The sequence below is a fragment of the Streptomyces boninensis genome, assembly GCF_048572725.1.
In the GTDB taxonomy this organism is placed as follows: domain Bacteria; phylum Actinomycetota; class Actinomycetes; order Streptomycetales; family Streptomycetaceae; genus Streptomyces; species Streptomyces boninensis.
This window is the reverse complement of sequence record NZ_CP183837.1, coordinates 5716948-5741803: the sequence shown is the minus strand read 5'-3', so window position 1 is coordinate 5741803 and position 24856 is coordinate 5716948. Positions and strand designations below refer to the sequence as shown.

General features: G+C 71.3%; 24 protein-coding genes. 9 read left to right on the top strand and 15 right to left on the bottom strand.

What is annotated here, in order from left to right:
- Window positions 1-8: 8 nt before the first annotated feature.
- The 4 genes from ACNNMR_RS26265 to ACNNMR_RS26250 all read right to left on the bottom strand — a co-directional run bounded on the left by ACNNMR_RS26265 (window position 9) and on the right by ACNNMR_RS26250 (window position 3496).
- Window positions 9-410 carry a YccF domain-containing protein gene (locus tag ACNNMR_RS26265; protein WP_419997138.1) on the bottom strand — a complete coding sequence of 134 codons (402 nt, stop codon included), beginning with the start codon at window positions 408-410 and terminating at the stop codon, window positions 9-11.
- A 15-nt stretch (window positions 411-425) separates the two neighbouring features.
- Entirely contained in the window at window positions 426-1310 is an 885-nt protein-coding gene (gene htpX, locus ACNNMR_RS26260) for a zinc metalloprotease HtpX (protein WP_419997137.1), read from the bottom strand.
- 142 nt (window positions 1311-1452) lie between these two features.
- Window positions 1453-2610, bottom strand: a complete 1158-nt coding sequence (locus ACNNMR_RS26255; protein WP_419997136.1) for an alpha/beta hydrolase — start codon at window positions 2608-2610, stop codon at window positions 1453-1455.
- 49 nt (window positions 2611-2659) lie between these two features.
- Window positions 2660-3496: a helix-turn-helix transcriptional regulator gene (locus tag ACNNMR_RS26250; protein ID WP_419997135.1), complete on the bottom strand. Its 837-nt coding sequence runs from the start codon at window positions 3494-3496 to the stop codon at window positions 2660-2662.
- Between the two features lie 104 nt (window positions 3497-3600).
- On the opposite strand from ACNNMR_RS26250, the gene ACNNMR_RS26245 reads away from it, so the two are divergent.
- Window positions 3601-5034, top strand: a complete 1434-nt coding sequence (locus tag ACNNMR_RS26245; RefSeq protein WP_419997134.1) for an MFS transporter — start codon at window positions 3601-3603, stop codon at window positions 5032-5034.
- Here the strand turns inward: ACNNMR_RS26245 and ACNNMR_RS26240 are convergent.
- From ACNNMR_RS26240 to ACNNMR_RS26195, 10 genes are read right to left on the bottom strand one after another with little or no spacing between them, the layout of a single operon-like run.
- A complete protein-coding gene (locus tag ACNNMR_RS26240; protein WP_419997133.1) occupies window positions 5031-6509 on the bottom strand; it encodes an NADH-quinone oxidoreductase subunit N in 1479 nt (492 codons plus the stop codon). The two genes, ACNNMR_RS26245 and ACNNMR_RS26240, sit on opposite strands and share 4 nt — an antisense overlap.
- Entirely contained in the window at window positions 6506-8101 is a 1596-nt protein-coding gene (locus ACNNMR_RS26235) for an NADH-quinone oxidoreductase subunit M (RefSeq protein ID WP_419997132.1), read from the bottom strand. Before ACNNMR_RS26235 ends, ACNNMR_RS26240 begins: the two co-directional genes overlap by 4 nt.
- 7 nt (window positions 8102-8108) lie before the next feature.
- A complete protein-coding gene (locus ACNNMR_RS26230) occupies window positions 8109-10211 on the bottom strand; it encodes an NADH-quinone oxidoreductase subunit L (RefSeq protein WP_419997131.1) in 2103 nt (700 codons plus the stop codon).
- Window positions 10208-10585, bottom strand: coding sequence for an NADH-quinone oxidoreductase subunit NuoK (gene nuoK / locus ACNNMR_RS26225; protein ID WP_419997130.1), 378 nt, complete (start codon window positions 10583-10585; stop codon window positions 10208-10210). Before nuoK ends, ACNNMR_RS26230 begins: the two co-directional genes overlap by 4 nt.
- Complete coding sequence (locus ACNNMR_RS26220; RefSeq protein WP_419997129.1) at window positions 10585-11154, bottom strand: NADH-quinone oxidoreductase subunit J; 570 nt, start codon at window positions 11152-11154, stop codon at window positions 10585-10587. The genes nuoK and ACNNMR_RS26220 overlap by 1 nt, the downstream gene beginning before the upstream one ends.
- Entirely contained in the window at window positions 11151-11714 is a 564-nt protein-coding gene (locus ACNNMR_RS26215) for a NuoI/complex I 23 kDa subunit family protein (RefSeq protein WP_420000479.1), read from the bottom strand. Before ACNNMR_RS26215 ends, ACNNMR_RS26220 begins: the two co-directional genes overlap by 4 nt.
- Window positions 11715-11719: 5 nt before the next feature.
- Window positions 11720-12682: a complex I subunit 1/NuoH family protein gene (locus ACNNMR_RS26210; RefSeq protein WP_419997128.1), complete on the bottom strand. Its 963-nt coding sequence runs from the start codon at window positions 12680-12682 to the stop codon at window positions 11720-11722.
- The gene (locus tag ACNNMR_RS26205; protein WP_419997127.1) at window positions 12675-14036 is read right to left on the bottom strand and encodes an NADH-quinone oxidoreductase subunit C; all 1362 of its coding nucleotides are present in this window, start codon (window positions 14034-14036) and stop codon (window positions 12675-12677) included. The genes ACNNMR_RS26210 and ACNNMR_RS26205 overlap by 8 nt, the downstream gene beginning before the upstream one ends.
- Window positions 14033-14638 (bottom strand): NADH-quinone oxidoreductase subunit B, encoded by a 606-nt coding sequence (locus tag ACNNMR_RS26200; protein WP_419997126.1) that lies wholly within the window; start codon window positions 14636-14638, stop codon window positions 14033-14035. The genes ACNNMR_RS26205 and ACNNMR_RS26200 overlap by 4 nt, the downstream gene beginning before the upstream one ends.
- The gene (locus ACNNMR_RS26195) at window positions 14629-15009 is read right to left on the bottom strand and encodes an NADH-quinone oxidoreductase subunit A (RefSeq protein ID WP_419997125.1); all 381 of its coding nucleotides are present in this window, start codon (window positions 15007-15009) and stop codon (window positions 14629-14631) included. Before ACNNMR_RS26195 ends, ACNNMR_RS26200 begins: the two co-directional genes overlap by 10 nt.
- A gap of 213 nt (window positions 15010-15222) precedes the next feature.
- On the opposite strand from ACNNMR_RS26195, the gene ACNNMR_RS26190 reads away from it, so the two are divergent.
- The 5 genes from ACNNMR_RS26190 to ACNNMR_RS26170 all read left to right on the top strand — a co-directional run bounded on the left by ACNNMR_RS26190 (window position 15223) and on the right by ACNNMR_RS26170 (window position 21766).
- Window positions 15223-16431: a sensor histidine kinase gene (locus ACNNMR_RS26190; RefSeq protein WP_419997124.1), complete on the top strand. Its 1209-nt coding sequence runs from the start codon at window positions 15223-15225 to the stop codon at window positions 16429-16431.
- 131 nt (window positions 16432-16562) lie between these two features.
- On the top strand, window positions 16563-17882 hold the full coding sequence (locus ACNNMR_RS26185) for a sensor histidine kinase (protein ID WP_420000478.1): 1320 nt from the start codon (window positions 16563-16565) through the stop codon (window positions 17880-17882).
- 79 nt (window positions 17883-17961) lie between these two features.
- Complete coding sequence (locus ACNNMR_RS26180; protein WP_419997123.1) at window positions 17962-18636, top strand: response regulator; 675 nt, start codon at window positions 17962-17964, stop codon at window positions 18634-18636.
- 165 nt (window positions 18637-18801) lie between these two features.
- Window positions 18802-20697 (top strand): 2-oxoacid:acceptor oxidoreductase subunit alpha, encoded by a 1896-nt coding sequence (locus ACNNMR_RS26175; protein ID WP_419997122.1) that lies wholly within the window; start codon window positions 18802-18804, stop codon window positions 20695-20697.
- The gene (locus tag ACNNMR_RS26170) at window positions 20690-21766 is read left to right on the top strand and encodes a 2-oxoacid:ferredoxin oxidoreductase subunit beta (RefSeq protein ID WP_419997121.1); all 1077 of its coding nucleotides are present in this window, start codon (window positions 20690-20692) and stop codon (window positions 21764-21766) included. Before ACNNMR_RS26175 ends, ACNNMR_RS26170 begins: the two co-directional genes overlap by 8 nt.
- A 9-nt stretch (window positions 21767-21775) precedes the next feature.
- Here ACNNMR_RS26170 and ACNNMR_RS26165 read toward each other — a convergent pair whose 3' ends face one another.
- On the bottom strand, window positions 21776-22177 hold the full coding sequence (locus tag ACNNMR_RS26165) for a winged helix-turn-helix transcriptional regulator (RefSeq protein WP_419997120.1): 402 nt from the start codon (window positions 22175-22177) through the stop codon (window positions 21776-21778).
- Window positions 22178-22239: 62 nt separating this feature from the next.
- Here ACNNMR_RS26165 and ACNNMR_RS26160 point away from each other — a divergent pair, with 62 nt between their 5' ends.
- The 3 genes from ACNNMR_RS26160 to ACNNMR_RS26150 all read left to right on the top strand — a co-directional run bounded on the left by ACNNMR_RS26160 (window position 22240) and on the right by ACNNMR_RS26150 (window position 24816).
- Complete coding sequence (locus ACNNMR_RS26160) at window positions 22240-23091, top strand: SDR family oxidoreductase (protein ID WP_419997119.1); 852 nt, start codon at window positions 22240-22242, stop codon at window positions 23089-23091.
- Window positions 23092-23187: 96 nt separating this feature from the next.
- Entirely contained in the window at window positions 23188-24162 is a 975-nt protein-coding gene (rarD, locus tag ACNNMR_RS26155; RefSeq protein ID WP_419997118.1) for an EamA family transporter RarD, read from the top strand.
- 81 nt (window positions 24163-24243) lie between these two features.
- Entirely contained in the window at window positions 24244-24816 is a 573-nt protein-coding gene (locus ACNNMR_RS26150) for a flavodoxin family protein (protein ID WP_419997117.1), read from the top strand.
- Window positions 24817-24856 lie beyond the last annotated feature (40 nt).

Genomic DNA, 24856 nt, shown 5'->3' with positions numbered 1-24856 from the left:
CCCCTCCCCTACCAGCGGGCCGCCTGTGCGAACGGGCGGTCCGTTGGCACGATTTCGCGGCCCAGGGGCATCAGGGAGACCGGGATGAGCTTGAAGCTGGCGATGCCGAGCGGGATGCCGATGATCGTCACGCACATGGCGATGCCGGTGGCGATGTGCCCGAGCGCCAGCCACCAGCCGGCGAGGATGATCCACAGGACGTTGCCGATGACGGAGGGCGCACCGGCGCCCGGCTTCTCGACCGTCGTGCGGCCGAAGGGCCACAGGGCGTATCCGGCGATCCGGAAGGCGGCTATGCCGAAGGGGATCCCGATGATGGTGATGCAGAGGATCAGCCCGGCGAACACGTACCCGATGGCCATCCACAGGCCGGCGAACACGAGCCAGATGAGATTCAGCAGCGTCTTCATAACACCAAGCTTCCCTTACGCGCTCCAGCCGCCCTGCTGCGTCTGCCCCTGCCCGGCCATCCGCTCCAGCCGGGCGATCCGCTCCGCCATCGGCGGGTGGGTCGAGAAGAGCTTGGCGCCCGCGCCGCCGCGGAACGGGTTCGCGATGAACATGTGGCTCGCCGTCTCCAGTCGCGGCTCCGGCGGCAGCGGCAGCTGCTTGGTGCCGGCTTCGAGCTTGCGCAGGGCGTTGGCCAGGGCCTGCGGGTCGCCGGTGAGGCGGGCGCCGGTCTCGTCGGCGGAATACTCGCGGGAGCGGCTGATCGCCAGCTTGATGATGGAGGCGGCGATCGGGCCGAGCAGCATGATCATGATCATCCCGAGCGGCCCGGGGCCCTCGCGGTCGTTGCCGCCGCCCATCGGGACCAGCCAGGCGAAGTTCGCCAGGAACATCACCACGGACGCGAGCGCGCCCGCCACCGACGAGATCAGGATGTCGCGGTTGTAGACGTGCATCAGCTCATGGCCGAGCACGCCGCGCAGCTCCCGCTCGTCGAGGATCTGCAGAATGCCCTCCGTGCAGCACACGGCCGCATTGCGCGGGTCGCGGCCGGTCGCGAAGGCGTTCGGCGCCGCGGTCGGCGAGATGTACAGCCGCGGCATCGGCTGCCGCGCCTCGGTGGAGAGCTCGCGGACGATCCGGTACAGCTGCGGGGCCTCGATCTCGCTCACCGGGCGGGCCCGCATGGCGCGCAGGGCGAGCTTGTCGCTGTTCCAGTACGCGTAGGCGTTCGTGCCGATCGCGATGAAGAGCGCGATGATCAGGCCCGTACGTCCGAAGGCGCTGCCGATGAGGAGGATGAGGGCCGACATTCCGCCGAGCAGCGCGGCGGTTTTCAGTCCGTTGTGCGAGCGGTGCACGGTCCGTCCTCCAAGCGACACATCCGAGGAACTGTTTCCACCTCCCAGTGGACCCTCCCTGTCTGAGCAACGCCACGCGGGGGGCACTAGTTCCCTTGTCGGTAACGTCCGGAATTAGGCCGTACGGGTGACCATCTCTTGCTCACGTCCTTGCGTTCGAGCAGGTCACGCGGGTGTAGTCGCCGAGCGCGATGTGGGCCATGTTGCGCAGGCTGGCGGTGTCCCCGGCGAAATACCCGGTGTGTCCCCGGGCACCATCCGCGCCGAAGACTCGCGCGCCGAAGCCGCGCCCGGCCGGGTCCGGGCCGTGCCCGAAGCCCGCGAACTCGACGAACGGCAGCTCCCCCACCCAGTCGTCGCCGCCCCGCGCCGCCCACACCCGGTCCGCGTCGAGGTCTGCGGCGGTGGGCGTACGCATGCCGGGGCTGCCGAGCGCGGTGAGGTTCGAAAGCCGCCGGTCGGCGGGCAGGTCCTGGGCGGCGAGACCGCAGACGATCGTGCCGTACGAATGGCAGAAGACGGATACGCGCGGCCGCTCCGGCAGCGAGGTGATGAACGCCCGCAGCCGCTCGGCGCCGCGCTCGGCGAGGGCGCCGGTGAGTGCGCCGATGCCGATCCGGGCCGGGGTCTGGTAGTCCGCCCAGGCGATGACGGCGACCTTGGCGCGCGGGTCCTGCCCGCGGATGGCGTCGTAGAGATTGCGGGCCATGCCGGCGGGGGCGGTGACGGCGCCGACGGTGCGCTCGAAGTTGAGCAGGCCGTTGTCGGCGCCGGGGACGACGATCTCGATCCGGTCCGCCGTGTCCAGGTCGCCGATGACCTCGATGGCGCGGCCGTCGCCGGAGGGGTCGAAGCCGAGGATGTGGCGGCGCTCGTTCAGCAGCGACTCGTAGCGGTGCACCTTGCGGCGGCCGTTACGGGCACCCCAGGCGCTGGCGTCGGCGGTCTTGAGCCACCGCCGCTCGGCGGCCATGGCCTGGCGCAGCGCGACGCGGTTGGCGCGGTAGCGGATCTCGGCGGGGGCCCCGTTGAGGTTGCCGACCACCAGCGGATAGCGGTCGGCAAGATGCCGCTGAGAGGCGGCGGTGAGACCCGCGAAATACCTGGTCACGGCGGTCGGCGGGGTGCTTGCCGCGGCGGCCGGGCCGTGCACGAGCCGGTCCCAGGCGGCGGTCTCCGCGGTGCGCGGGTCGGCGGGCCGCTCGTTCGGACGTATCAGCCAGCCACTGGTGGCAAGGACACCAATGACGACAAGAAGAACGGCCATGATCCGCCCGTGCCGTCCCTCGTGATCGTTCACGCTTTTCACCGTAGGAGGAACGGCGGCGAGGTGCTCGCTGGGACGTCCTTCAGAGGTCTGCCATCCGGGTCAGGCGCCGGGAGGTGGTCTCGTCGGCCGGGGTCATCACGGTCAGCCGGTGGCCCGTCTCCGGGACGTGGGTGGAGACGAAGTTCAGCTGGAGGTGGCCGACCAGGGGGCTGTCGAGGCGCTTGGTTTCGTACTGCTGAGGCAGCACGTCGTGCCGGGCCCACAGGCGGGCGAACTCCGCCGAGCGCTCCCTGAGGTCATCGACCTTTCCGGCCGCGGCGGCGGCGCCGACGTCGGTACCGACCTCGGCGCGCATTCTTGCGACCATCCGGGCGGCGACCAGGTCGCCGTCGACGTAGCGGCTGCGCCAGTCGGGGTCGGTGAAGAACTGCACCGCGCAATTGCGCTCGGCGGGCGGGACGAGGTCCAGGTCGGTGAAGAGGAAGCGGTAGGCGCGGTTGTACGCCACCAGGTCGAACAGCGGCGTCTGCAGGCAGGCGGGGAACGGATCGAGCTGATCCAGGACGGGCTGAAAGGCCGCGACGAGTCCCGGATCGCCTGCTGCGGGCGCGGTCTGAGGTGGGCTTGCGCCGGCAAGGCGGAGCAGGTGCTGCTTCTCGATGTCGTCGAGTTGCAGGGCGCGGGCGACCGCCTTCAGGACCTGGTTGCTGACGTTGATCGGCCGGCCCTGTTCGAGCCAGGTGTACCAGGTGACGCCGACCCCGGCGAGGACGGCGACCTCTTCGCGCCGCAGCCCAGGGGTACGCCGCCGTCCGGTGGCCGGGAGGCCGGCCTGCTTCGGGGTGACGCGCTCGCGCCTGCTGCGGAGGAAGTCCCCGAGCTCGCGCCGGACCGCGGCCGGCCTGGCCTCTGTCATGTCATCCACCCTCCCGCACGGGGATCCCGGCATCCAGGTGGTGGTCAGTACCCCCATAAATGGGCTCCTGGTGCCAGGATAGGCGGCCGCTCAGGGTCGACGACATGACAACAACTTCTGCACCGGGCCTGGCGACGGAATCCAGTGCGCCAGGACTGGGAACCGGCCGACTCCTGACGGCACTGTCGGCGCTGCTGCTGTCGGTGGTCAGCTTCGCGGCCGCGGGCATCGCCGTACCCGAGATCGGCGCCTCTCTGGGCGCCTCCGCCTCCCAGCAGTCGCTGGTGGTGTCCGTATACGCACTGGGATTCGCGGTGCCGATGGTCCTGGGCGGCAGGCTCGGGGATCTGTACGGGCGCCGCCGGCTCTTCCTGCTCGGCATGGCCGGGTTCACCCTGTTCTCCCTGATGGCGACGCTGGCCCCGGGCATCGATGTGCTGATTGCCGCGCGCGCCCTCACCGGGATCTCCGCGGCGGCCATGGTGCCCCAGGTGCTGGCGACGATCACGGCGACCACTCAGGGGCCCGAGCGGGCCCGCGCCGTCGCGCTGTTCGGTGCGACCGCGGGCGGGGCCACGGCGATCGGCCAGGTGCTCGGCGGCGTACTGCTGTCCGTCTCCCTGTTCGGAGCGCCCTGGCGCACGGTGTTCGCGATGAGCGTGGCCATGGGGGTGCTCGCGTTCGGCGCCGCGCTGCGCTGGCTGCCCGACACCAGTGCGCCCGGCCACCGGTCGCTCGACCTGAGCGGGACGGCGCTGCTCGGGCTCGCGCTGCTGGCGCTGATGCTTCCGGTCTCCCAGGGCGAGGCGCTGGGCTGGCCGGTGTGGTGCTGGGTGCTGCTGGGGGCGGCGCCGGTGTTCTTCGCGGCGTTCTGGCGGCGGCAGGTGGTGCTGCACCGCGGCGACCGGGTGCCGCTCGTGCCGCCGCCCCTGTTCCGGCTCCGCTCGTACCGGATCGGTCTGGTGATGGCGCTGCTGCTCCAGTCCGCGTTCGGCGGGTTCACGTTCCTCTACGCGCTCTCCACGCAGACCGGTCTTGGCTGGTCGCCGATGCGCGCGGCCGTCGTGCTGGTGCCGTTCTCCCTGTGCTTCCTCGCCGTGTCGGTCTGGTCGGGGAAGCTCGCGCCCCGCTTCGGGTTCCGCAGGCTCCTCGTCATCGGCGGACTGATCCAGGCCGCGCTGCTGGGCGGCACGGCCGGCTCGGTGTTCCTCCAGGGTTCCGGGCTGAACCCGTGGTCGCTCGCCGCCCTCCTCATCGGCGTCGGCGTCGGGCAGGCCTTCATGTTCGGGCCGCTCGTAGGAGCGATGGTCGCCGACGTCCCGCCGGCATCCGCGGGCGCGGCATCAGGCGTGCTGCAGACCACGCAGCAGGCCGCCATGGGCCTCGGCGTCGCCGTCGCCGGAGGCCTGCTCGGTGCGGCCCTGTCCGGTTCCCCGACCGGTGGGGACTACACGAGCGCGCTGGCGGTCTGCATGCTCGTCCAGGCGGCGTGCGCCATTGTGTTCGCTCTGTTCGCGCTCGCCCTGCCCCGGCGCTAGAGGAGCACCTCGCCCGCCCAGCGCAGCACCAGTTGCGGGGCGCCGGAGAGGGCGACGGCGAGGGCGGCGGCCAGGCCGACGACGCTTGCGAGCGAGGCAGGGAAGCGGACGGGGGTCTTGGCTTCCTCGCCGGGCGCGGTGAACAGCAGGGCCGTCCAGCGCAGGTAGTAGACGAGGCCGATGACGACGTTGAGCGCCATCACCACCGCCAGCCAGCCGAGCCCGGCGTCGACGGCCGAGCGGAAGACGGTGACCTTGGCGAAGAGGCCGATGATGCCGGGCGGCAGTCCGGCGAGGTTGACCAGGAAGAAGGCCATCGCGAGCGCGGCCGCGGGGCGGGAGCGGGTCAGCCCGCGCTGGTCCTCGATGCGGGTGCCGTGCGTGGCGGCGACGACGGCGAAGGCGCCGAGGTTCACCACCGCGTACATGAGCGCGTACGCGAGCGTGGAGCCGACCGCGCGGCCGGGCTCCGCCACGTATCCCGCGGCCGCGATGGGCACCAGCAGATAGCCGGCCTGCGCCACCGACGACCAGGCCAGCAGTCGTACGGCGCTGTGCTCGGCATCCGCCCGCTGCCGCAGCGCGGCCACATTGCCCGCCGTCATGGTGAGCGCGGCGAGGACCGCCACCGCCGGGCCCCACACCTCCGTATAGCCGGGGAAGGCGAGGACCGTGACCAGGATCAGGCCCGTAAAGCCGACGGCCTTTCCGATGACGGAGAGGTACGCGGCGATCGGCACCGGGGCGCCGACATACGTGTCCGGGACCCAGAAGTGGAAGGGCACGGCCGCGGTCTTGAAGGCGAAGCCGACCAGGGTGAGTGCGACGCCTGCCGTGGCGAGGGTGTCGAGCTGGGCGGGCGCCTTGTCCAGGCCGTCCGCGATGCGGGAGAAGTGCAGCGAGCCGGAGGCGGCGTAGACGAAGCCGACGCCCAGGAGCATCACGGCGGTGGCGGTGACCGAGGAGAGGAAGAACTTGAGCGCGGCCTCGGCCGACAGCCGGTCGTCGCGGCGCAGCCCGACCAGCGCGAAGGCGGGCAGCGACGCCACCTCGAGGGCGATGACCAGGGTGGCCAGGTCGCGGGCGGCGGGGAGGAGGGCGGCGCCGGCGGCGGAGGAGAGCAGCAGGAACCAGTACTCGCCGGCGGGCAGCTTGGTGTCCCGTACGACGGAGAGGGAGAGCAGCGCGGTGAGGAGGGCGCCGCCGAGGACGAGGAACTGGACGACGAGGGTGAAGCGGTCGGCGGTGTAACTGCAGGCCTTCGCGCCCTCGTTGAGGCAGAAGGTGGTGCGGTCGCCGTCGAGGAGGGGGATGAGGGCCGCCGCGGCGAGGGCGAGGCCTGCGGTGGCGGCCCAGCCGAGGAGGTCCTTGCGCGTGGTGAACAGGTCGCCGACCAGGACCGCGAGGGCGGCGAGGGCGGCGATGGTGGGCGGCGCGATGGCCACCCAGTCGACGGACTGGACGAGCGAGGTCATGCCCGGCCTCCGGTCAGCAGCTTCTGTACGGCGGGGTTGGTCAGGCCGAGCAGCGCGGCGGGCCAGAGGCCGCCGATGAGGGTGAGGGCTACGAGGGGGGACCAGGCGGCGTATTCGTAGCCGCGGACGTCGGGGAGGTGCGGGGGCTGGGGCTCGGCTTGCTCGGCTTGGGGGCGCTCCCCCATGCACACGCGCCGTACGACGACGAGGAGATACGCGGCCGTGAGCAGCGTCCCGAAGCCCGCGATCGCCATGCAGACGAGGAAGGCGGGGCGGCTCAGCCCCTCCGCGGGGCGGAAGGCGCCGAACATCGCCAGCATCTCGCCCCAGAAGCCCGCGAGTCCGGGAAGGCCGAGGGAGGCGACGGCGCCGAAGGCGAGGAGGGTGCCGAGGCGGGGGGCGCGGCCGTAGAGGGCGGCGCCCTTGCCCTGCGCCGCCAGGGTGTCGAGGTCGACGGTGCCGGTGCGGTCCTTCAGTGCGCCGACCAGGAAGAAGAGCAGGCCGGTGATGAGGCCGTGGGCGATGTTGGCGAAGAGGGCGCCGTTGACGCCGGTGGGGGTCATCGAGGCGATGCCGAGGAGGACAAAGCCCATGTGGCCGACGGAGGAGTACGCGATGAGGCGCTTCAGGTCGCCCTTCGCGCCGTCGCGGGCGAGAGCGAGGCAGGCGAGGGATCCGTAGACGATGCCGGCGGCGGCGAAGGCGGCGAGATACGGGGCGAAGGTGCGGAAGCCGTCGGGGGCGGCGGGGAGCAGGATCCGTACGAACCCGTAGGTGCCCATCTTGAGGAGCACGCCCGCGAGGAGGACCGAGCCGACGGTCGGGGCGGCGGTGTGGGCGTCGGGGAGCCAGCTGTGGAGCGGCCACATCGGGGTCTTTACGGCGAGGCCGATGCCGATGGCGAGGACGGCGATGAGCTGGGTGGTGTGGGTGAGTTTAGCGCCGTTGTCAGTGGCGAGTGCCACCATGTCGAACGTGCCGCCCTTGATGCCGATGAGGAGGAGGCCGAGCAGCATCACGACGGAGCCGAGCAGCGTGTAGAGGATGAACTTCCAGGCGGCAGGGCCGCGTTGGTCACCGCCCCAGCGGGCGATGAGGAAGTACATCGGGATGAGGACCATCTCGAAGGCGAGGAAGAAGAGGAGCAGATCCAGGACGGCGAAGGTGGCGAGCATGCCGCCCTCGAGGACGAGCAGCAGCGCGACGAACGCCCGGGGTGACGGCCCGGACGGCATGTTGAAGTAGCTGTAGATCGCGCAGAGGAAGGTCAGCAGCGCGGTCAGCACGAGAAGGGGGAGCGAGACGCCGTCGATGCCCAGGTGGATCCGGATACCGAGGGCCGGGATCCAGCTGAGGTCGGTGGTGCCCTGCATGGTCGAAGCGTCGTCGCGGTCGAAGCCGATCGCGAGGACGACGGACAGCACGAAGACGACACCGGTGACGGTCACGCCGTGCCGCAGCACCGCCTGGTCGGGTCCCCCTTTTTCGGAGCCCTTGAGGCCGGGCGGCGCGGGCAGCAGGGCGGCGGCCGCGCCGAGAAGGGGGAGCACGACGATGGCGGCGAGGGTCCACTGCATGGCGGTGTGGCTCATATCCGGCTCAGCCTCCCGAGGTTCCGGTCGTCGCGAGCAGGACCGCGGCGACGGCTAGGACGAGGGAGCCGGCGAGCAGCGCACTCAAGTAGGTCTGCACATTCCCGGTCTGCAGGCGGCGGACGGCGGCGCCGAGCAGCCGGGGGGTGGTGCCGGCCGCGCGCACGTACGTGTCGACGACCTCGCGGTCGAGGAAGCGTACGAGCCGCGCGGCGGCGGCCATGGGGCGTACGAACAGGGCGGAATAGACGGCGTCGAGGTGGAAGCCCTGGCCGGCGGCGCGGTAGAGGGCGGGGCCGAGCAGTATCCGGCCCGGGTCCATCGGGCGGCCTGCCGGGGTGGTGCCGGGTGCCGCGGCGACGTCTCCGTACGCGGGGGCGTGGCTGGCGATGGCCTCTTCCTCGGACAGCGCGGGCTCGGCCCCGGGGTGCGCGGCGACGGCGCCGAGCGGGGTCGCGGCGGCGAGCGCGCTGGTCTGCCGCCAGGCGGCGTACATGACGAGCACGCCGACGAGGGCGAGCCCGGTGCCGAGGACGGTGGTGGCGAGCGTCGGGGCGAGCGAGTGCCCGTCGAGCCAGTCGGGGAGCTTGCCGACGGTGAGGCCGAAGGCGGCGGTGGGGATGAAGAGGACCCAGAGGACGGCGTTCATGACGGCGGGGGTTTTGGCGGGGTGGTGGCCAGGTGGGGGTGGCTCGACCGCTGCTGTTGCGAGTGCCGGCGCCTTGGGCCCCGGGGCGAGCTTCGCCGCGGCGGCCGGCAACGGGTGGCCGCCGGCGAGGAGCCACAGCCTCGTCGCGTACGCGGCCGTGAGCAGCGCGGTCAGCAGGCCCGCGACCAGCACGATCCAGCCCGCGACGGCCGGGACACCGGCCATCGCGTCGCCGGTGGCGGCGTGCTCGGCCGCGCCCAGCACCGCCTCCTTGCTCCAGAACCCGCTGAACGGCGGAATGGCGGCCAGGGCGAGCAGCGCCACGGCGAGGGTCCAGTACGCATCGGGCGCCCGCCGCCGCAGCCCGTCCATGCGCGCCATCGCGGCGAGCGAATTCGTGCCGGCGGCATGGATGATCACGCCCGCACACAGGAAGAGCAGCGCCTTGAAGGCCCCATGCGAGAGGAGGTGGAAGATCGCGGCATCCCGCGACCCGACGGCCAGCGCGCCCGTCATATAGCCGAGTTGCCCGACCGTCGAGTACGCCAGCACCCGCTTGATGTCATCCTGCGCCAGCGCGGCAAGCGCCGACCCGACCATGGTGACGGCGGCCATCACCGCAAGCACGACCAGCGCCGCCGTGGAGGCGGCGAAGACGGGCAGCAGCCGCGCGACCAGATACACCCCCGCGGCGACCATCGTCGCGGCGTGGATCAGCGCGGACACCGGCGTGGGACCGGCCATCGCATCCGGCAGCCACGTATGCAGCGGGAACTGCGCCGACTTCCCCGCGACACCGGCGAGCAGCAGCAGCGCGATCAGCGTCGGATGCGCGAGCCCCTCGCCCGACGCGGCCGCGGTGAGGACGCCGTTGATACGGAACGTCCCCGCCTGGTCGGCCAGCATGAAGATGCCGAAGAGGAAGGGGACATCGCCCAGCTTCGTCACCAGGAAGGCCTTGATGGAGGCGGCCCGCGCCTCCGGCGTCTCCCAGTAGTGGCCGACGAGGAAGTACGAGCAGATGCCCATGATCTCCCAGCCGACCAGCAGCACGATGAGGTCGCCGGAGTAGACGACCAGGAACATCGCGGCGGTGAAGAGCGAGACCAGGGCGGAGTAGGAGGCGTAACGCGGGTCGTCGCGCAGATAGCCGGTGGAGTACAGCTGCACGCACAGCGCCACCACCCCGACCAGCACCCCGGTCAGCACGGCCATGCCGTCGAGGTGCAGCGCGAGCGAGATCGGCACGGACCCGGTGGGGGTCAGCTCCGTAGCCGCGTCGACCGGCGCGCCCCCGCCCTGCCGCACGGCGACGACCACCGCGAGCACCGCGGCCACCGCCGTCGGCAGCACGGCGAGCGGCCGGGCCAACTCCGGGACCGTACGCCCGAGGAGCAGCGCCGCGACCGCGGCGAGGAAGGGCAGCAGCGGGACGAGGACGGCGAGGGTGGTGGTGTTCACGCGGCGGCCGCCTCCTGTTCCTCGCCTGCGGGCTGGTCGTTCGGTACGGAATCGGGGTCGGACTCGGCTCTCTCCGCCGTATCGCGCAGCTTGTCGACGGCCGATGAGCCCCGGGTCCGGTAGACGAGCAGCACGATGGCGAGCCCGATGCCGATCTCCGCCGCCGCGACGGCGATGACGAACAGGGCGAGGGACTGCCCGGCGTGCAGGGTGTCGCGCAGCCAGACGTCGAAGGCGACGAGGTTGAGGTTGACGGCGGCGAGCATCAGCTCGACCGACATCAGCACCAGGATCACGTTGCGCCGGGCCAGCACCCCGTACAGGCCGGTACAGAAGAGCAGGACCGCGAGGACGGCCGGGTAGGCGAGGTGCATCAGCTCTTGGTCCCTTCGTCGCCTGCGTCGGCCCCGTTGCCCGCGTCGGCCTCGCCCTTACGGCGCGACAGCACGATCGCGCCCACCAGCGCCGCGAGCAGCAGCACCGACAGCGCCTCGAAGGGCAGCACCCAGTACCGGAAGAGCGCCTCGCCCATGACGGCGGTGCTGCCCCGCGACGTGTCCAGGTCGATGTACTGCGCCCGGAAGGCGTCCACGACCACCCACACCAGCGTCACCGCCGAGGCGCCCGCCACCGCCACCGCGACCCAGCGATTGCCGGAGTCGGCATCCGGCGACCGCCCGATCGGCGCCCGCGTCAGCATCAGCCCGAAGAGCAGCAGCACGACCACGGACCCGACATAGATCAGCACCTGCACCCACGCGATGAACTCGGCGGTGAGCAGCAGATATTCGACGGCAAGCCCGCCGAGCGCGACGACCAGCCAGAGCGCGGCATGCACCAGCTGCTTGCTGGAGACGGTGAGCAGGGCGGCGCCGAGCACCACGATCCCGACGAGCACGAAGGCGATCTCGACGCCGGTGGGCGAGAGGAAGTCGCGGGTCACGCGTCGCCTCCCGGTTGCTGCTGCTCAGCGTCGTCGGCGGCCTTCTCGGCCGCCTTCTCCGCGGCTTTACGGGCCGCGCCCAGCTCCTTCGGCTCCTCCGCCGCCTCGTCCAGCGCGGGCGGCGCGGGCACCGTCCACATCCAGTCCCGCAGCTTGTCCCGCTCGTGGGTCAGTTCGAGGATGTCGGTCTCCGCGTACTCGAACTCCGGCGACCAGAAGAGCGCGTCGAAGGGGCACACCTCGATGCAGATCCCGCAGTACATGCACAGCGCGAAGTCGATGGCGAAGCGATCCAGCACATTGCGCGACCGCTCCCGCCCGCCGGGGACGGCCGGCGGCACGGTCTCCTTGTGCGAGTCGATGTAGATGCACCAGTCCGGGCACTCGCGCGCGCAGAGCATGCAGACGGTGCAGTTCTCCTCGAAGAGCGCGATCACGCCGCGGCTGCGGGGCGGGAGGTGCGGCTGCGCGTCGGGGTAGTGGGCGGTGTGGGACCGCTTCGTCATCGTACGAAGAGTGACGGCGAGGCCCTTGGCGAGCCCGCGCCCGGGCACGTTCACAGCCATCAGTTGATCGCCACCTTCACGATGCCGGTGAGCGCGATCTGCGCGAGAGCGAGGGGGATGAGCACGGTCCAGGCGAAGCGCTGCAGCTGGTCCTCGCGCAGCCGCGGATACGTGACGCGCAGCCAGATCACGCCGAAGGCGAGGATCCCGGTCTTGAGCAGCGTCCACAGCCAGCCGAGCTGATCCGCGAACGGGCCGTGCCAGCCGCCGAGGAACAACACGGTGGTCAGGGCGCAGAGGACGACGATCCCCGCGTACTCGGCGAGCAGGAAGAGCGCGAACCGCAGCCCGCTGTATTCGGTGTACGCGCCGAAGATGATCTCCGAGTCGGCGACGGGCGCGTCGAAGGGCGGCCGCTGCAGCTCGGCGAGCCCGGCGGTGAAGAAGACGAGCCCGCCGATGATCTGCCACGGAATCCACCACCAGTGGAATCCATCGACGATCCCGACCAGAGACACGGTCCCGGCGGCCATCGCGACGGACGCCGCGGCGAGCAGCATCGGCAGCTCGTACGCGAGCAGCTGCGCGGCGGTCCGCAACCCGCCGAGCAGCGAAAACTTATTGGCCGAGGCCCACCCGCCCATGAGGGTGCCGAGGACGCCGGCGCCCATGACGGCGAGCACGAAGAAGATGCCCGCTTCGAGGTCCTGTCCGACGCCGCCGTCGCGGTGGACGGGGATGGCGACGAGGACGATGAAGTACGGAAGCAGCGCGATGGCAGGCGCCAGCTGAAAGATCCGCCGATCGGCGGCCGCCGGCACCACATCTTCCTTCTGCGCAAACTTCACCCCGTCCGCGACGAGCTGCGCCCACCCGTGGAAACCACCCGCGTACATGGGGCCGACGCGGCCCTGCATGTGCGCCATGACCTTGTGCTCTGTCTGGCCGACGACGAGCGGCAGGATGAGAAAGGCAGCGAGGAGCAGGACCAGCCGCAGGACGACATCGAGGACGTCAGCCATTGCTGCCTCCTCGGGGTGGGGTGTCCGGGTCGGGGTTGGTGCCCGGGCCAGGGCTGGTCTCGGGCGCGGGCGCGGTGTCCGGCTCGGGCGCGGTGTCCGGCTCGGAAGCGGCGTCGCCCGCGGCGCGGTCGGGATCGCCGTCCTGGGCGGGGGCGGGGTCGGTAGTCGGCTCGGCGACGCCGGTGGCGGCATCTGCGCCGCTGGCGGTCGCCGCTCGTTTCTCGTCCGCCGCACTCTCCCGCGCCGGAGGCGCGGAGCTCTGCGGAGCGGCGGACGCCTCGGCCTCGCCCTCCCCCGCGGGCGTCTCCGGCGCGGGCCGGTGCCAGGGGGCGTCCGCGCTGCGGCCTGCGGCGGGGCGGCGCTGCGAGGCGCTGCCGTCGCCCGCCGAGCGAGAGCGGCGGGGGCCGGAAGGGCGCGCGGGCGGCGACGCCTTCTCCGCGCCCTGCGCGGGCTCCGGTGTCGGTGTCTCCTCCGCACCCGCCGCGGATGCGCGCTGCGACGTGCTGCCCTCGCCCGCCGAGCGTGACCTGCGGGGCCGGGGCGTCCCCTTCGCCTCTCCGCCCGTCGCAGACGGCTTGCCCGCCGCCGGCGCCTCGCCCGTCGCCGCTGCCTCGCCCGCCGCCGGCGTCTGGCTCGCTGAGCCCGCCGATGCCGTGCGCGTGCGGCGCGGGCCGCGGGGGCCGTCTGCTGTTCTCCTCGCGCGCGCCGGGCGGGACGGGGCGTCTGGGAGGGTGCCCTTCAGGGGGCCCCATTCGTTCGGGTCCGGTACGCCCGGCGGGAGCATCTGGCGGCGCTTTGGACCGCCGTGGTCCGACTCGCCTGGTTCCTTGGCGCCTGGCCAGGCCTTGGCTACGCGGGCGGCCAGGACGAAGTCCTTCCTCAGCGGGTGGCCCTCGAAGCCGTCCGGGAGGAGGAGCGGGTCCAGTTGCGGGTGGTCCGTGAAGTCGACGCCGAACATCTCGTGCGTCTCGCGCTCATGCCACGCCGCCCCCGCGTACACACCCGTCGCCGACGGCAGCACCGCCGCGTCATGCGGCACGCTCGTACGCACCATCAGCCGCCGCGGCGGCGTCCCGACGGCGACCACATGCGCCGACACCCGGAAGCCCTCGCCCGGCTCGTCCACCGCGCTCAGCCAGTCGAAGAAGCTGCACCCGAGCTCATCCCGAGCCACCCGCAGCGCCTCCACCCACGATGCCGCCGGCACGTCGACGGTCAGCAGCTCGTACGCCTCGGCCGCCACGGCCCCGTCCCCGAACAGCTCCCCCGCCGCCCGCGGCAGCCAACCGACCGGCACCGCAGGCGCGGCCGGAGCCGCCTCGTCCGTACCCTCCTCAGGGAGCGACTCGCTCATCGCCCGCCCTCCGCACCCGGCTCGGGCGGCGCCACCAGCCCGCTCGTCAGCGCCGCCGCCGAAGCCCGCCCCGCGCCGGAGGCGTACCGCTCCCCCAGCGACTCCCGGGCGATCTTCTCCTGCAGCTTCAGAATCCCCTGCAGCAGCGCCTCAGGCCGCGGCGGGCACCCCGGCACGTACACATCCACCGGGATGATCTGGTCCACGCCCTTGGTCACGGAATACGAGTCCCAGTACGGCCCGCCGCAGTTGGAGCACGCGCCGAAGGAAATCACGTACTTCGGCTCCGGCATCTGCTCGTACAGCCGCTTCACCGCAGGCGCCATCTTGTCCGTGACCGTCCCGGACACGACCATCAGGTCCGCCTGCCGCGGCCCGGGCGCGAAGGGAATCACCCCGAGCCGGATGAAGTCATGCCGCGCCATCGACGCCGCGATGAACTCGATCGCGCAGCACGCGAGGCCGAAGTTGAAGACCCACAGGCTGTAGCGGCGGCCCCAGTTGAGGACGACCTTCATCGGCTCCGGCGCCAGCCGGGCCAGGCCGCCGAGGGGCGGCTTCGACGTCACAGGCGTCATCGGGGTCACCGGCACTACGTCCATTCCAGGACGCCCTTCTTCCACGCGTAGAGGATCCCGACCGCGAGGAAGCCGAGGAAAATGAACATCTCGACCAGCGTCACGCCCCCGTACCCGGCCTTGGCGTACACCGTCGCCCACGGGAAGAGGAAGATCGCGTCGACCGCGAAGATCACGTACAGGAAGGCGTAGACGTAATACCGCACCTGCGTGTGCGCCCAGCCCTCGCCGACCGGGTCCACCCCGCACTCGTACGTCAGCAGCTTCTCCGGCGTCGGCACATACGGCCGCAGCAACCGCCCCGCCCCGAAGGCGACCCCGACAAAGAGCAGGCCGAGCAGGGCGACGAGTCCCACGACCGAATAGCCGTGAAAGTAATCCGCCGCGACCGGCACGCTCCGCCTCGCTCTCTTGTGAAATAGGGGTCTGACCGCTCTTCTGTACGGGCAGGAGTGTAGGCCCTGGCCCGGCAAGTGTGAGCGTCGCGGGGCGGGCCGTTCTGCGCGATCGTCCGCGCGACCGTCGCCGCGATGGTAGGGATATCCCTACTTCGCCCCACCCATCCACCCCATGGCGCCGCGCCACCGTCCCCGGGCACTCTTAGGACCATGACCGACAGCAGCCCCGCCGCCGACCAGCTTTCCGCGCCCCGGGCACCCCTCGACCGGCGTACGTGGCAGGAGATCGCTTATCTCCTCGGCAATCTGCCGATGGCGATCTTCGCCTTCACTTATGTCGTCTCCTGGCTCTTCCTGGGTGCCGGCCTCGCGATCACCGTGATCGGCCTGCCCCTGCTCGCCGCCGGGCTGGCGGGGAGCCGGGTGCTGGGCAGCTGGGAGCGCAAGCGGGCGCGGGCGCTGCTGGGCGTACGGATCGATGAGCCGTCGCCGCTGCGGGCGCATCTGCGCGGGCCCGGCTTCTTCACGTGGCTGTGGGGGGCGCTGAAGGATCCGGTGGCCTGGCGGGCGACGCTCTTTCACGGCATCCGGCTGCCCTGGGGCGTCTTCACGTTCACCTTCACGCTGATCTCCCTGTTCATCCTCTGGCCGGTGCTGCCGTGGACCACCCGCGCGCTGACGAATGTCGACCGCGCCATGGTCCGCGGCCTGCTGCCGCCCTCCGACGACCTGGAGGCGCGGATCCTGCAGCTGGAGTCGGACCGCGGGGTCGTCGTCGACACCGCCGCCGCCGACCTGCGCAAGATCGAGCGGGATCTGCACGACGGCGCCCAGGCCCGGCTCGTGGCGCTGGCCATGGGCCTTGGCCTGGCAAAGGAGAAGCTGCTGGAGGACCCCGAGACGGCGGCGCTGATGGTCGACGAGGCGCACGGCGAGGTGAAGCTGGCGCTGCAGGAGCTGCGCGACCTGGCCCGCGGCATCCACCCGGCGGTGCTCACCGACCGCGGCCTGGACGCCGCGCTGTCGTCGGTGTCGTCGCGCTGCACGGTCCCGGTGAAGGTGAACGTGGACCTGCCCGCCCGCCCGGCACCCGCCATCGAGGGCATCGCCTACTTCACGGTCTCCGAGCTGCTGCAGAACGTGTCCAAGCACAGCGGCGCGAAGTTCGCGGCGGTGGATGTGTGGCGTACCGAAAACCGGCTGCTGATGCAGGTGACCGACGACGGCCAGGGCGGCGCCCGGCTCGACGGCGGCACCGGCATGGCGGGCCTGGCGGAGCGCCTCGGCTCGGTCGACGGCCTCTTCGTCATCGACTCGCCGCCCGGCGGCCCGACGGTCATCACCGCCGAGCTGCCCTGGCGCGACCGGCAGGAGCAGGACCAGCTGCCGCGCGAGCAGCAGCACCAGCTCCCGCGCTAGCGGCAGCCGTGCGAGGTGGGGTTTTCCCCCGTACGGAAACGCCGACGTGCTCCATGGGCAGGGACCGCGGTCCGCAGGACCCTTGAAGTGAAGTGACCAGCAGACCGCCTGCCGGGGTGAGGGAAATGACGATGACGACCGGATACGAGACGGAGTACCGCCGCCCCCGGCTGCCCGCCGGGCTGCGCGCCCCGTTCGAGGCGCGGACCTACCGCGAGTTCCTCTACCTGATGCTCAACCTGCCGATGGCGGTCCTCTTCTTCGTCTACGCGGTCACCATGCTGGCGCTGGGCGTGGGCCTGCTGATCACCTTCCTCGGCATCCCGGTACTCGCCGCCATGCTGGCCGGCTGCCGCGGCTTCGGCGCGCTGGAGCGCGGCCGGGCGCGGGCGCTGCTGCGAGTGGACGTCGCCGAGCCGGAGCCGGTGCGGGCGGCCGGCGGCCGGGGCGGGCTGATGGCCTGGACCGGGGCGCTGTTCAAGTCGGGCACCAGCTGGCGGCATCTGCTGTACGCGTTTGTGCACTTTCCCTGGGCGGCCTTCTCCTTCAGCGTCGCGCTGGCCGTGATGGTCTGGTCGTGGCAGCTGATCACGTACCCGCTGTGGCAGTGGGTCTTCCCGACCTACCTCAACCAGGACGGCCTGCAGATCTACGGCGACGGCGAGGGCAGCGGCTGGTATCTGCACACCCCGCTCGACCTGGCGCTGGCCTTTGTGGTGGGCGCGCTGTTCATGCTGGCGATGCCGTGGGTGGTGCGCGGCCTCGCGTACGTGGACCGGGCCCTGGTCGTCGGCCTGCTCGGCCCGTCGAAGCTGGCCACTCGGGTGTGGGAGCTGGAGTCGGACCGCGGCGTGGTCGTGGACACGGCGGCCGAGGACCTGCGCAAGATCGAGCGGGATCTGCACGACGGCGCGCAGGCGCGGCTGGTGTCCCTGGCGATGGATCTGGGCCTGGCGAAGGAGAAGCTCACCGAGGACCCCGAGACGGCGGCGCGGATGGTGGACGAGGCGCACGGCGAGGTGAAGCTGGCGCTGCAGGAGCTGCGCGACCTGGCCCGGGGCATCCACCCGGCGATCCTGACCGACCGCGGCCTCGGCCCGGCGCTGAGCGCGGTGGCGGCGCGGTCGCGGGTGCCGGTGCAGGTGACGGTGGACCTGGCGGAGCGGCCCGCGGCGGCGATCGAGGGCATCGCGTACTTCACCGTCTCCGAGCTGCTGCAGAACGTCTCGAAGCACAGCGGTGCGACCGCGGCGTGGGTGGACGTGTGGCGCACCCCCGACCGGCTGCTGCTGCAGATCCGCGACGACGGCCGCGGCGGCGCCAACCTCGCCTCCGGCTCGGGCCTCTCCGGCCTGGCGGAGCGGCTCGGCTCGGTGGACGGGCTGCTGGTCATCGACTCGCCGGTGGGCGGGCCCACAACCGTCACGGCGGAGCTGCCCTGGCGCGACTAGGAAACCCACCCGGCAGGCACGAACCATGGGATGCTGGCACCCGTAAACAGAACACCGCGGGGCGGGGGGCCAAGCCACCATGGAGGCGCAGAAGGTGCGCGTAGTCATTGCCGAGGACAGCGTGCTGCTGAGAGAGGGTCTGACCCGTCTCCTCACCGACAAGGGGTACGAGGTCGTGGCCGGCGTCGGGGACGGGGACGCGCTGGTCAAGACCGTCGGTGACCTGGCGCAGGAGAAGCAGGCGCCCGACGTCGTCGTCGCCGACGTCCGGATGCCCCCGTCGCACACCGACGAGGGGGTCCGCGCCGCCATCTCCATCCGCCGCGACCATCCCGGCGTCGGGGTGCTGGTGCTCTCCCAGTACGTGGAGGAGCAGTACGCCACCGAACTCATCGCCGGCTCCAGCCGCGGCGTCGGCTACCTCCTCAAAGACCGGGTAGCCGAAGTACGTGAGTTCGTCGACGCCGTGCAGCGGGTCGCGGAGGGCGGCACCGCCCTCGACCCCGAGGTGGTCGCGCAGCTGCTCGGCCGCAGCCGCAAGCAGGACGTGCTCGCGAACCTCACCCCGCGCGAGCGCGAGGTGCTCGGCCTCATGGCGGAGGGGCGTACGAATTCGGCCATCGCCCGCCAGCTGGTGGTCAGCGACGGCGCGGTGGAGAAGCATGTCAGCAACATCTTCCTCAAGCTCGGCCTGGCGCAGAGTGACGGGGATCACCGCAGGGTGCTGGCGGTCCTCACGTACCTCAACTCGTAGCTGGTCCTAGAACCAATTGCGTAGCACACCGGGGGGTTAAGAAAAGGTGATGAACGCGGGCACAACCGGACGTCTCAGCCGTGTCCGTATCCCGGGACAGTCAAGGAAGGCCACCCTTACCCACGTACGATGGTGTGCGGGCTCAATTGAGGGAGGTCCGGAACAGTGACCACATCGGCCATCGGGGAGCAGCGCGGCGCCGGCAAAGAGGTGAAGCGCCTGGACCGGGTGATCATCCGGTTCGCGGGTGACTCCGGTGACGGCATGCAGCTGACGGGAGACCGCTTCACTTCTGAGACGGCGTCTTTCGGAAACGACCTGTCGACACTGCCGAACTTCCCCGCCGAGATCCGGGCGCCCGCAGGCACCTTGCCGGGTGTCTCGTCCTTCCAGCTGCATTTCGCGGACCACGACATCCTCACGCCCGGCGATGCGCCGAACGTGCTGGTCGCGATGAACCCGGCGGCCCTGAAGGCGAATCTGCCGGATGTGCCGCGCGGCGCGGAGATCATCGTCAACACGGACGAGTTCACCAAGCGCGCGCTGTCCAAGGTCGGGTACGAGGCCTCCCCGCTGGAGGACGGCTCGCTGGACGGCTACAGCGTGCATCCGGTGCCGCTGGGGACGCTGACGGTGGAGGCGCTCAAGGAGTTCGGCCTGTCCCGTAAGGACGCGGACCGGTCGAAGAACATGTTCGCGCTGGGCCTGCTGTCGTGGATGTATCACCGGCCCACCGAGGGCACGGAGAACTTCCTGCGGACGAAGTTCGCGAAGAAGCCGGACATCGCCGAGGCGAACATCGCCGCCTACCGCGCGGGCTGGAACTTCGGCGAGACCACCGAGGACTTCGCCGTCTCGTACGAGGTGGCCCCGGCCGCGAAGGCCTTCCCGCCGGGCACGTACCGCTCGATCTCCGGGAACCTGGCCCTGTCGTACGGGCTGATCGCCGCGGGCCGGCAGGCCGATCTGCCGCTGTTCCTCGGCTCGTATCCGATCACGCCGGCGTCGGACATCCTGCACGAGCTGTCCAAGCACAAGAACTTCGGCGTACGCACCTTCCAGGCCGAGGACGAGATCGCCGGCATCGGGGCGGCGCTGGGCGCGGCCTTCGGCGGCTCGCTGGGTGTCACCACCACGTCAGGTCCCGGCATCGCGCTGAAGGCCGAGACCGTCGGCCTCGCGGTCTCGCTGGAGCTGCCGCTGCTGGTCATCGACATCCAGCGCGGCGGGCCCTCCACCGGGCTGCCGACCAAGACCGAGCAGGCAGACCTGCTGCAGGCGATGTTCGGCCGGAACGGCGAGGCGCCGGTCCCGGTGATCGCCCCGGCGACACCCGCGGACTGCTTCACCGCCGCCCTGGACGCGGCCCGGATCGCGCTGACCTACCGCACGCCGGTGCTGCTGCTCTCCGACGGCTATCTCGCCAATGGCTCGGAGCCGTGGCGGGTGCCGGAGACCGATGAACTGCCGGATCTACGCGTGCAGTTCGCCACCCAGCCCAACCACACTCTCGATGACGGCAGCGAGACCTTCTGGCCGTACAAGCGGGACTCCGAGACTCTCGCGCGGCCGTGGGCGGTCCCAGGCACCCCGGGCCTTGAGCACCGCATCGGCGGCATCGAGAAGGCCGACGGGTCCGGCAATATCTCGTACGACCCGGCCAACCACGAATTCATGGTCCGCACCCGGCAGGCCAAGATCGACGGCATCGAGGTCCCGGACGTCGAGGTCGACGACCCGGACGGCGACGCGAGCCTCCTCGTCCTGGGCTGGGGCTCCACGTACGGGCCGATCACCGCCGCGGTCCGCCGCGTCCGCGGCGCCGGCGAGAAGGTCGCGCAGGCCCATCTGCGCAACATCAACCCCTTCCCCGCCAACCTCGGCGAGGTCCTGTCCCGCTACGACAAGGTCGTCATCCCCGAGATGAACCTGGGGCAGCTCGCCATGCTCATCCGCGCCAAGTACCTCGTAGACGCCCAGTCCTACACACAGGTCCGCGGACTGCCCTTCAAGGCAGAGCAGCTCGCCACCGCTCTGAAGGAGGCCATCGGAAATGGCTGACACTGCTACGGAGGCGCCGGTGATCGACGCGCTTTCCCTGGTGCCGAAGTCCGACACCCCGCAGAAGATGAAGGACTTCAAGACGGATCAGGAAGTCCGCTGGTGCCCCGGCTGTGGCGACTATGCCGTCCTCGCCGCCGTCCAGGGCTTCATGCCTTCGCTCGGTCTTGCGAAGGAGAACGTCGTCTTCGTCTCGGGCATCGGCTGCTCCTCCCGCTTCCCGTACTACATGAACACCTACGGGATGCACTCCATCCACGGCCGCGCCCCGGCCATCGCCACCGGCCTCGCCGCTTCCCGCCGCGACCTGTCCGTCTGGGTCGTGACGGGTGACGGCGACGCGCTGTCCATCGGCGGCAACCATCTGATCCACGCGCTGCGCCGCAATGTGAACCTGAAGATCCTGCTGTTCAACAACCGGATCTACGGGCTCACCAAGGGCCAGTACTCCCCCACCTCCGAGGTCGGCAAGATCACCAAGTCGACGCCGATGGGCTCCCTCGACGCCCCCTTCAACCCGGTGTCCCTGGCCATCGGCGCCGAGGCCTCCTTCGTGGCCCGTACGGTCGACTCCGACCGCAAGCACCTGACCGAGGTGCTGCGCCAGGCCGCCGCCCACCCCGGCACCGCACTGGTGGAGATCTACCAGAACTGCAACATCTTCAACGACGGCGCCTTCGAGGTCCTCAAGGACAAGCAGCAGGCGGAAGAGGCCGTGATCCGCCTGGAGCACGGCGAGCAGATCCGCTTCGGCACCGACCGGGCCAAGGGCGTCGTCAGGGATGCGCAGACAGGCGACCTGAAGATCGTCGACGTGACCGAGGACAACCAGTCCCAGATCCTCGTCCACGACGCCCACTCCGCGTCCCCCACCACCGCCTTCGCGCTGTCACGGCTCGCCGACCCGGACACCCTGCACCACACCCCGATCGGCGTCCTGCGCTCGGTCGACCGCCCCGTCTACGACACCGACATGGCCGACCAGCTCGAAGCCGCCGTCGAACAGAAGGGCAAGGGCGACCTCGCCGCGCTCCTCGCCGGGGGCGACACCTGGACGGTCGTCGGCTGAGCCGACACCTCAGTCCTTACGGGCCCGGGCAGCGTCATACGCTGCCCGGGCCTTTTCCACGTCCGCCACGGCGTCATTCGTCCACTCCGCCAGCGGCTGCACCAGCCGCGCGGCCTTCTCGCCCAGCGGGGTCAGCGAATACTCCACATGCGGCGGGATGACGGGCTTCGCCTCGCGGAGCACCATGCCGTCGCGCTCCAGGGTCTGCAGCGTCTGGGCGAGCATCTTCTCGCTCACCCCGCCGATCCGCCGCCGCAGCGCACTGAACCGCATCGTGCCCGCCCGCAGCGCCAGCAGCACCAGCACGCCCCAGCGGCTGACGACGTGCTCCAGGATGTTCCGCGCGGGGCAGTCCGCGCTGATCACGTCGGGGAAGGACGGCAGCCGCAGGTCTTCAGCACTTACGCTCATGCTTGTACCTTACTTCAAAGTGGGTACTTACGGATGGTTAGTGCACGGGTTACGTTGAAGGCATGAGCATCGTGATCACCGGAGCAACCGGACAGCTGGGCCGCCTCGTCATCGACGAGCTGCTGGCCACCACCCCCGCCGCCGACCTCGCCGCCGTCGTCCGCGACCCGGCCAAGGCGGCCGACCTCGCCGCCCGCGGCGTCGAGGTCCGTACCGCCGACTACGACGACCCGGCCTCCCTCAAGGACGCCTTCCGGGCCGGCGACCGGGTGCTGCTGATCTCGGGCAGCGAGGTGGGCAAGCGCGTCCCGCAGCACACCGCGGTCATCGACGCGGCGAAGGCGGCCGGGGTCGCCTTCCTCGCGTACACCTCGATCCTCGGCGGGCCCGCCGCGACCTTCTCGCTCGCCGAGGAGCACCTCGCGACCGAGAAGCTGGTGACCGGCTCCGGGCTGCCGTACAGCCTGCTGCGCAACGGCTGGTACCACGAGAACTACACCGCCAACCTCGGCCAGGTCCTCACCGCGGGCGCCGTCTTCTCCGCCGCCGGCGACGGCCGCATCGCCAGCGCCTCGCGCGCCGACTTCGCCGCCGCGGCGGCCGCGGTCATGAGCGGCGAGGGCCACGAGAACTCCACGTACGAGCTGAGCGGCGACACCGCCTGGTCCCTCGCCGAGTACGCGGCCGAGATCTCCCGCCAGACCGGCAAGGACATCGCGTACACGCGCCTCTCCCCCGCCGACTACGAGGCGGCGCTGCTGGGCGCCGGCCTCCCCGCCCCCTTCGCCGCCATCCTGGCCGAGGTCGACACCGGCATCGCCCGCGGCGAGCTGGCCGCCACCCCCGGCGACCTCTCCCGCCTGACCGGCCGCCCGACCGGCACGATCGCCGACGCCATCGCCGCGGCCCTGTAAGGAGCCACGGGTTGGAACGGATATGACAGCGGCCTCCCGGTCCCGCTACGGTCGTGACGTTTGGGCACGGTGGTAGCGGACGGGAGGCGGTCGCCAATGCAGTCGACGCCGCAGGAGAGCCGCACCGGCCTCCTCTACGGCTTTGCGGCGTACGGAATCTGGGGCCTGGTCCCGCTCTACTGGCCACTGCTGAAGCCCGCCGGCGCCACCGAGATCCTCGCCAACCGCATGGTGTGGTCGATGCCCGCCTGCATCCTCCTGCTGCTGGTGCTGCGCCGCTGGTCCTGGATCCGCCCGCTGCTGCGGCAGCCCAAGCGCCTCGCCCTCACCCTCGTCGCCGCGGCGACGATCTGCACCAACTGGGGCGTCTACATCTGGGCGGTCAACTCCGGTCACGTCGTCGAGGCGTCCCTCGGCTACTTCATCAACCCCCTGGTCTCCATAGCCTTCGGCGTCCTCCTGCTGCGCGAGCGGATGCGCCCGCTGCAGTGGACGGCCGTCGGCGTCGGCGCCGCATCCGTGGTGGTGCTGACCATCGGTTACGGGCAGCTGCCCTGGATCTCGCTCACCCTCGCCTTCTCCTTCGGGACGTACGGGCTGGTGAAGAAGCGGGTCGAGCTGCAGGGGCCGGAGTCGTTCGCGGCGGAGACGACGATCCAGTTCCTGCCGGCGCTGGGCTTCCTGCTCTATCTCGCCGGCCGGGGCGAGTCGACCTTCACCACCGAGGGCGTGGGGCATGCGCTGCTGCTGATGAGCGCGGGCGTGGTGACCGCGGTGCCGCTGGTCTGCTTTGGCGCGGCGGCGGTGCGGCTGCCGCTGTCGACGATCGGGCTGATGCAGTACCTGACGCCGACGCTGCAGTTCCTCCTGGGCGTCGCGTACTTCCACGAGCAGATGCCGCCGGAGCGGTGGGCGGGCTTCGCGCTGGTGTGGCTGGCGCTGTGCCTGCTGAGTTACGACGCGCTGCGCACCGCGCGAAAGGGCCGTACGGCCCTCCGGCACGCGGAGTCCGTCAGCTCCGGCGGCACACCTGCCGCTCCCCAGGCGGAGCGGACCTCGGGCCCGGCCTGACGAGGCCCGCTTGCGACTTCCTTGCACACGCGCTTTAATTGCGTACGCAAGGACACTGTCCGCACGCTCCCAGGGGTCGCCGTGCAGCACCAGAACTTCCTCTTCGTCCTCGGCAGCAGCCGCCCCGGCGGCAACACCGAGGCCTTGGCCCGCGCAGCCGCCGAGCACCTTCCGCCGACGGCAGAGCAGCGCTGGCTGCGCCTCGCAGAGCTGTCGCTGCCCCGCTTCGACGACATCCGGCACGAGGGCGATGGCGTCTACCCGGAGCCGACGGGTGACCTGCGTACGCTCCTGGACGCCACTCTCGCCGCGACCGACCTGGTGATCGCCTCGCCGCTGTACTGGTACTCCGTCTCGGCCGACACCAAGACCTACCTGGACCACTGGTCGGGGTGGATGCGGGTGCCGGGGGCCGACTTCAGGGCGCGGATGGCGGGGAAGCGGCTATGGGGCGTGACGGCCCTCGCCGACGACGAGCCGGCGCATGCGGATCCGCTGGTGGGGACGCTGCGCGAGATCGCGGACTACCTGCGGATGGACTGGGGCGGGGTGCTGCTGGGGAACGGGTCCCGGCCCGGGGACATCGCCAGGGACCGCGCGGCGCAGGAGGCGGCGAGGAGCTTCTTCGCGGGCGCCGCGGTCGCGGCGGCCTGAAACGGCGGCGCCGCCCACCCGCGGTGCGGGTGGGCGGCGC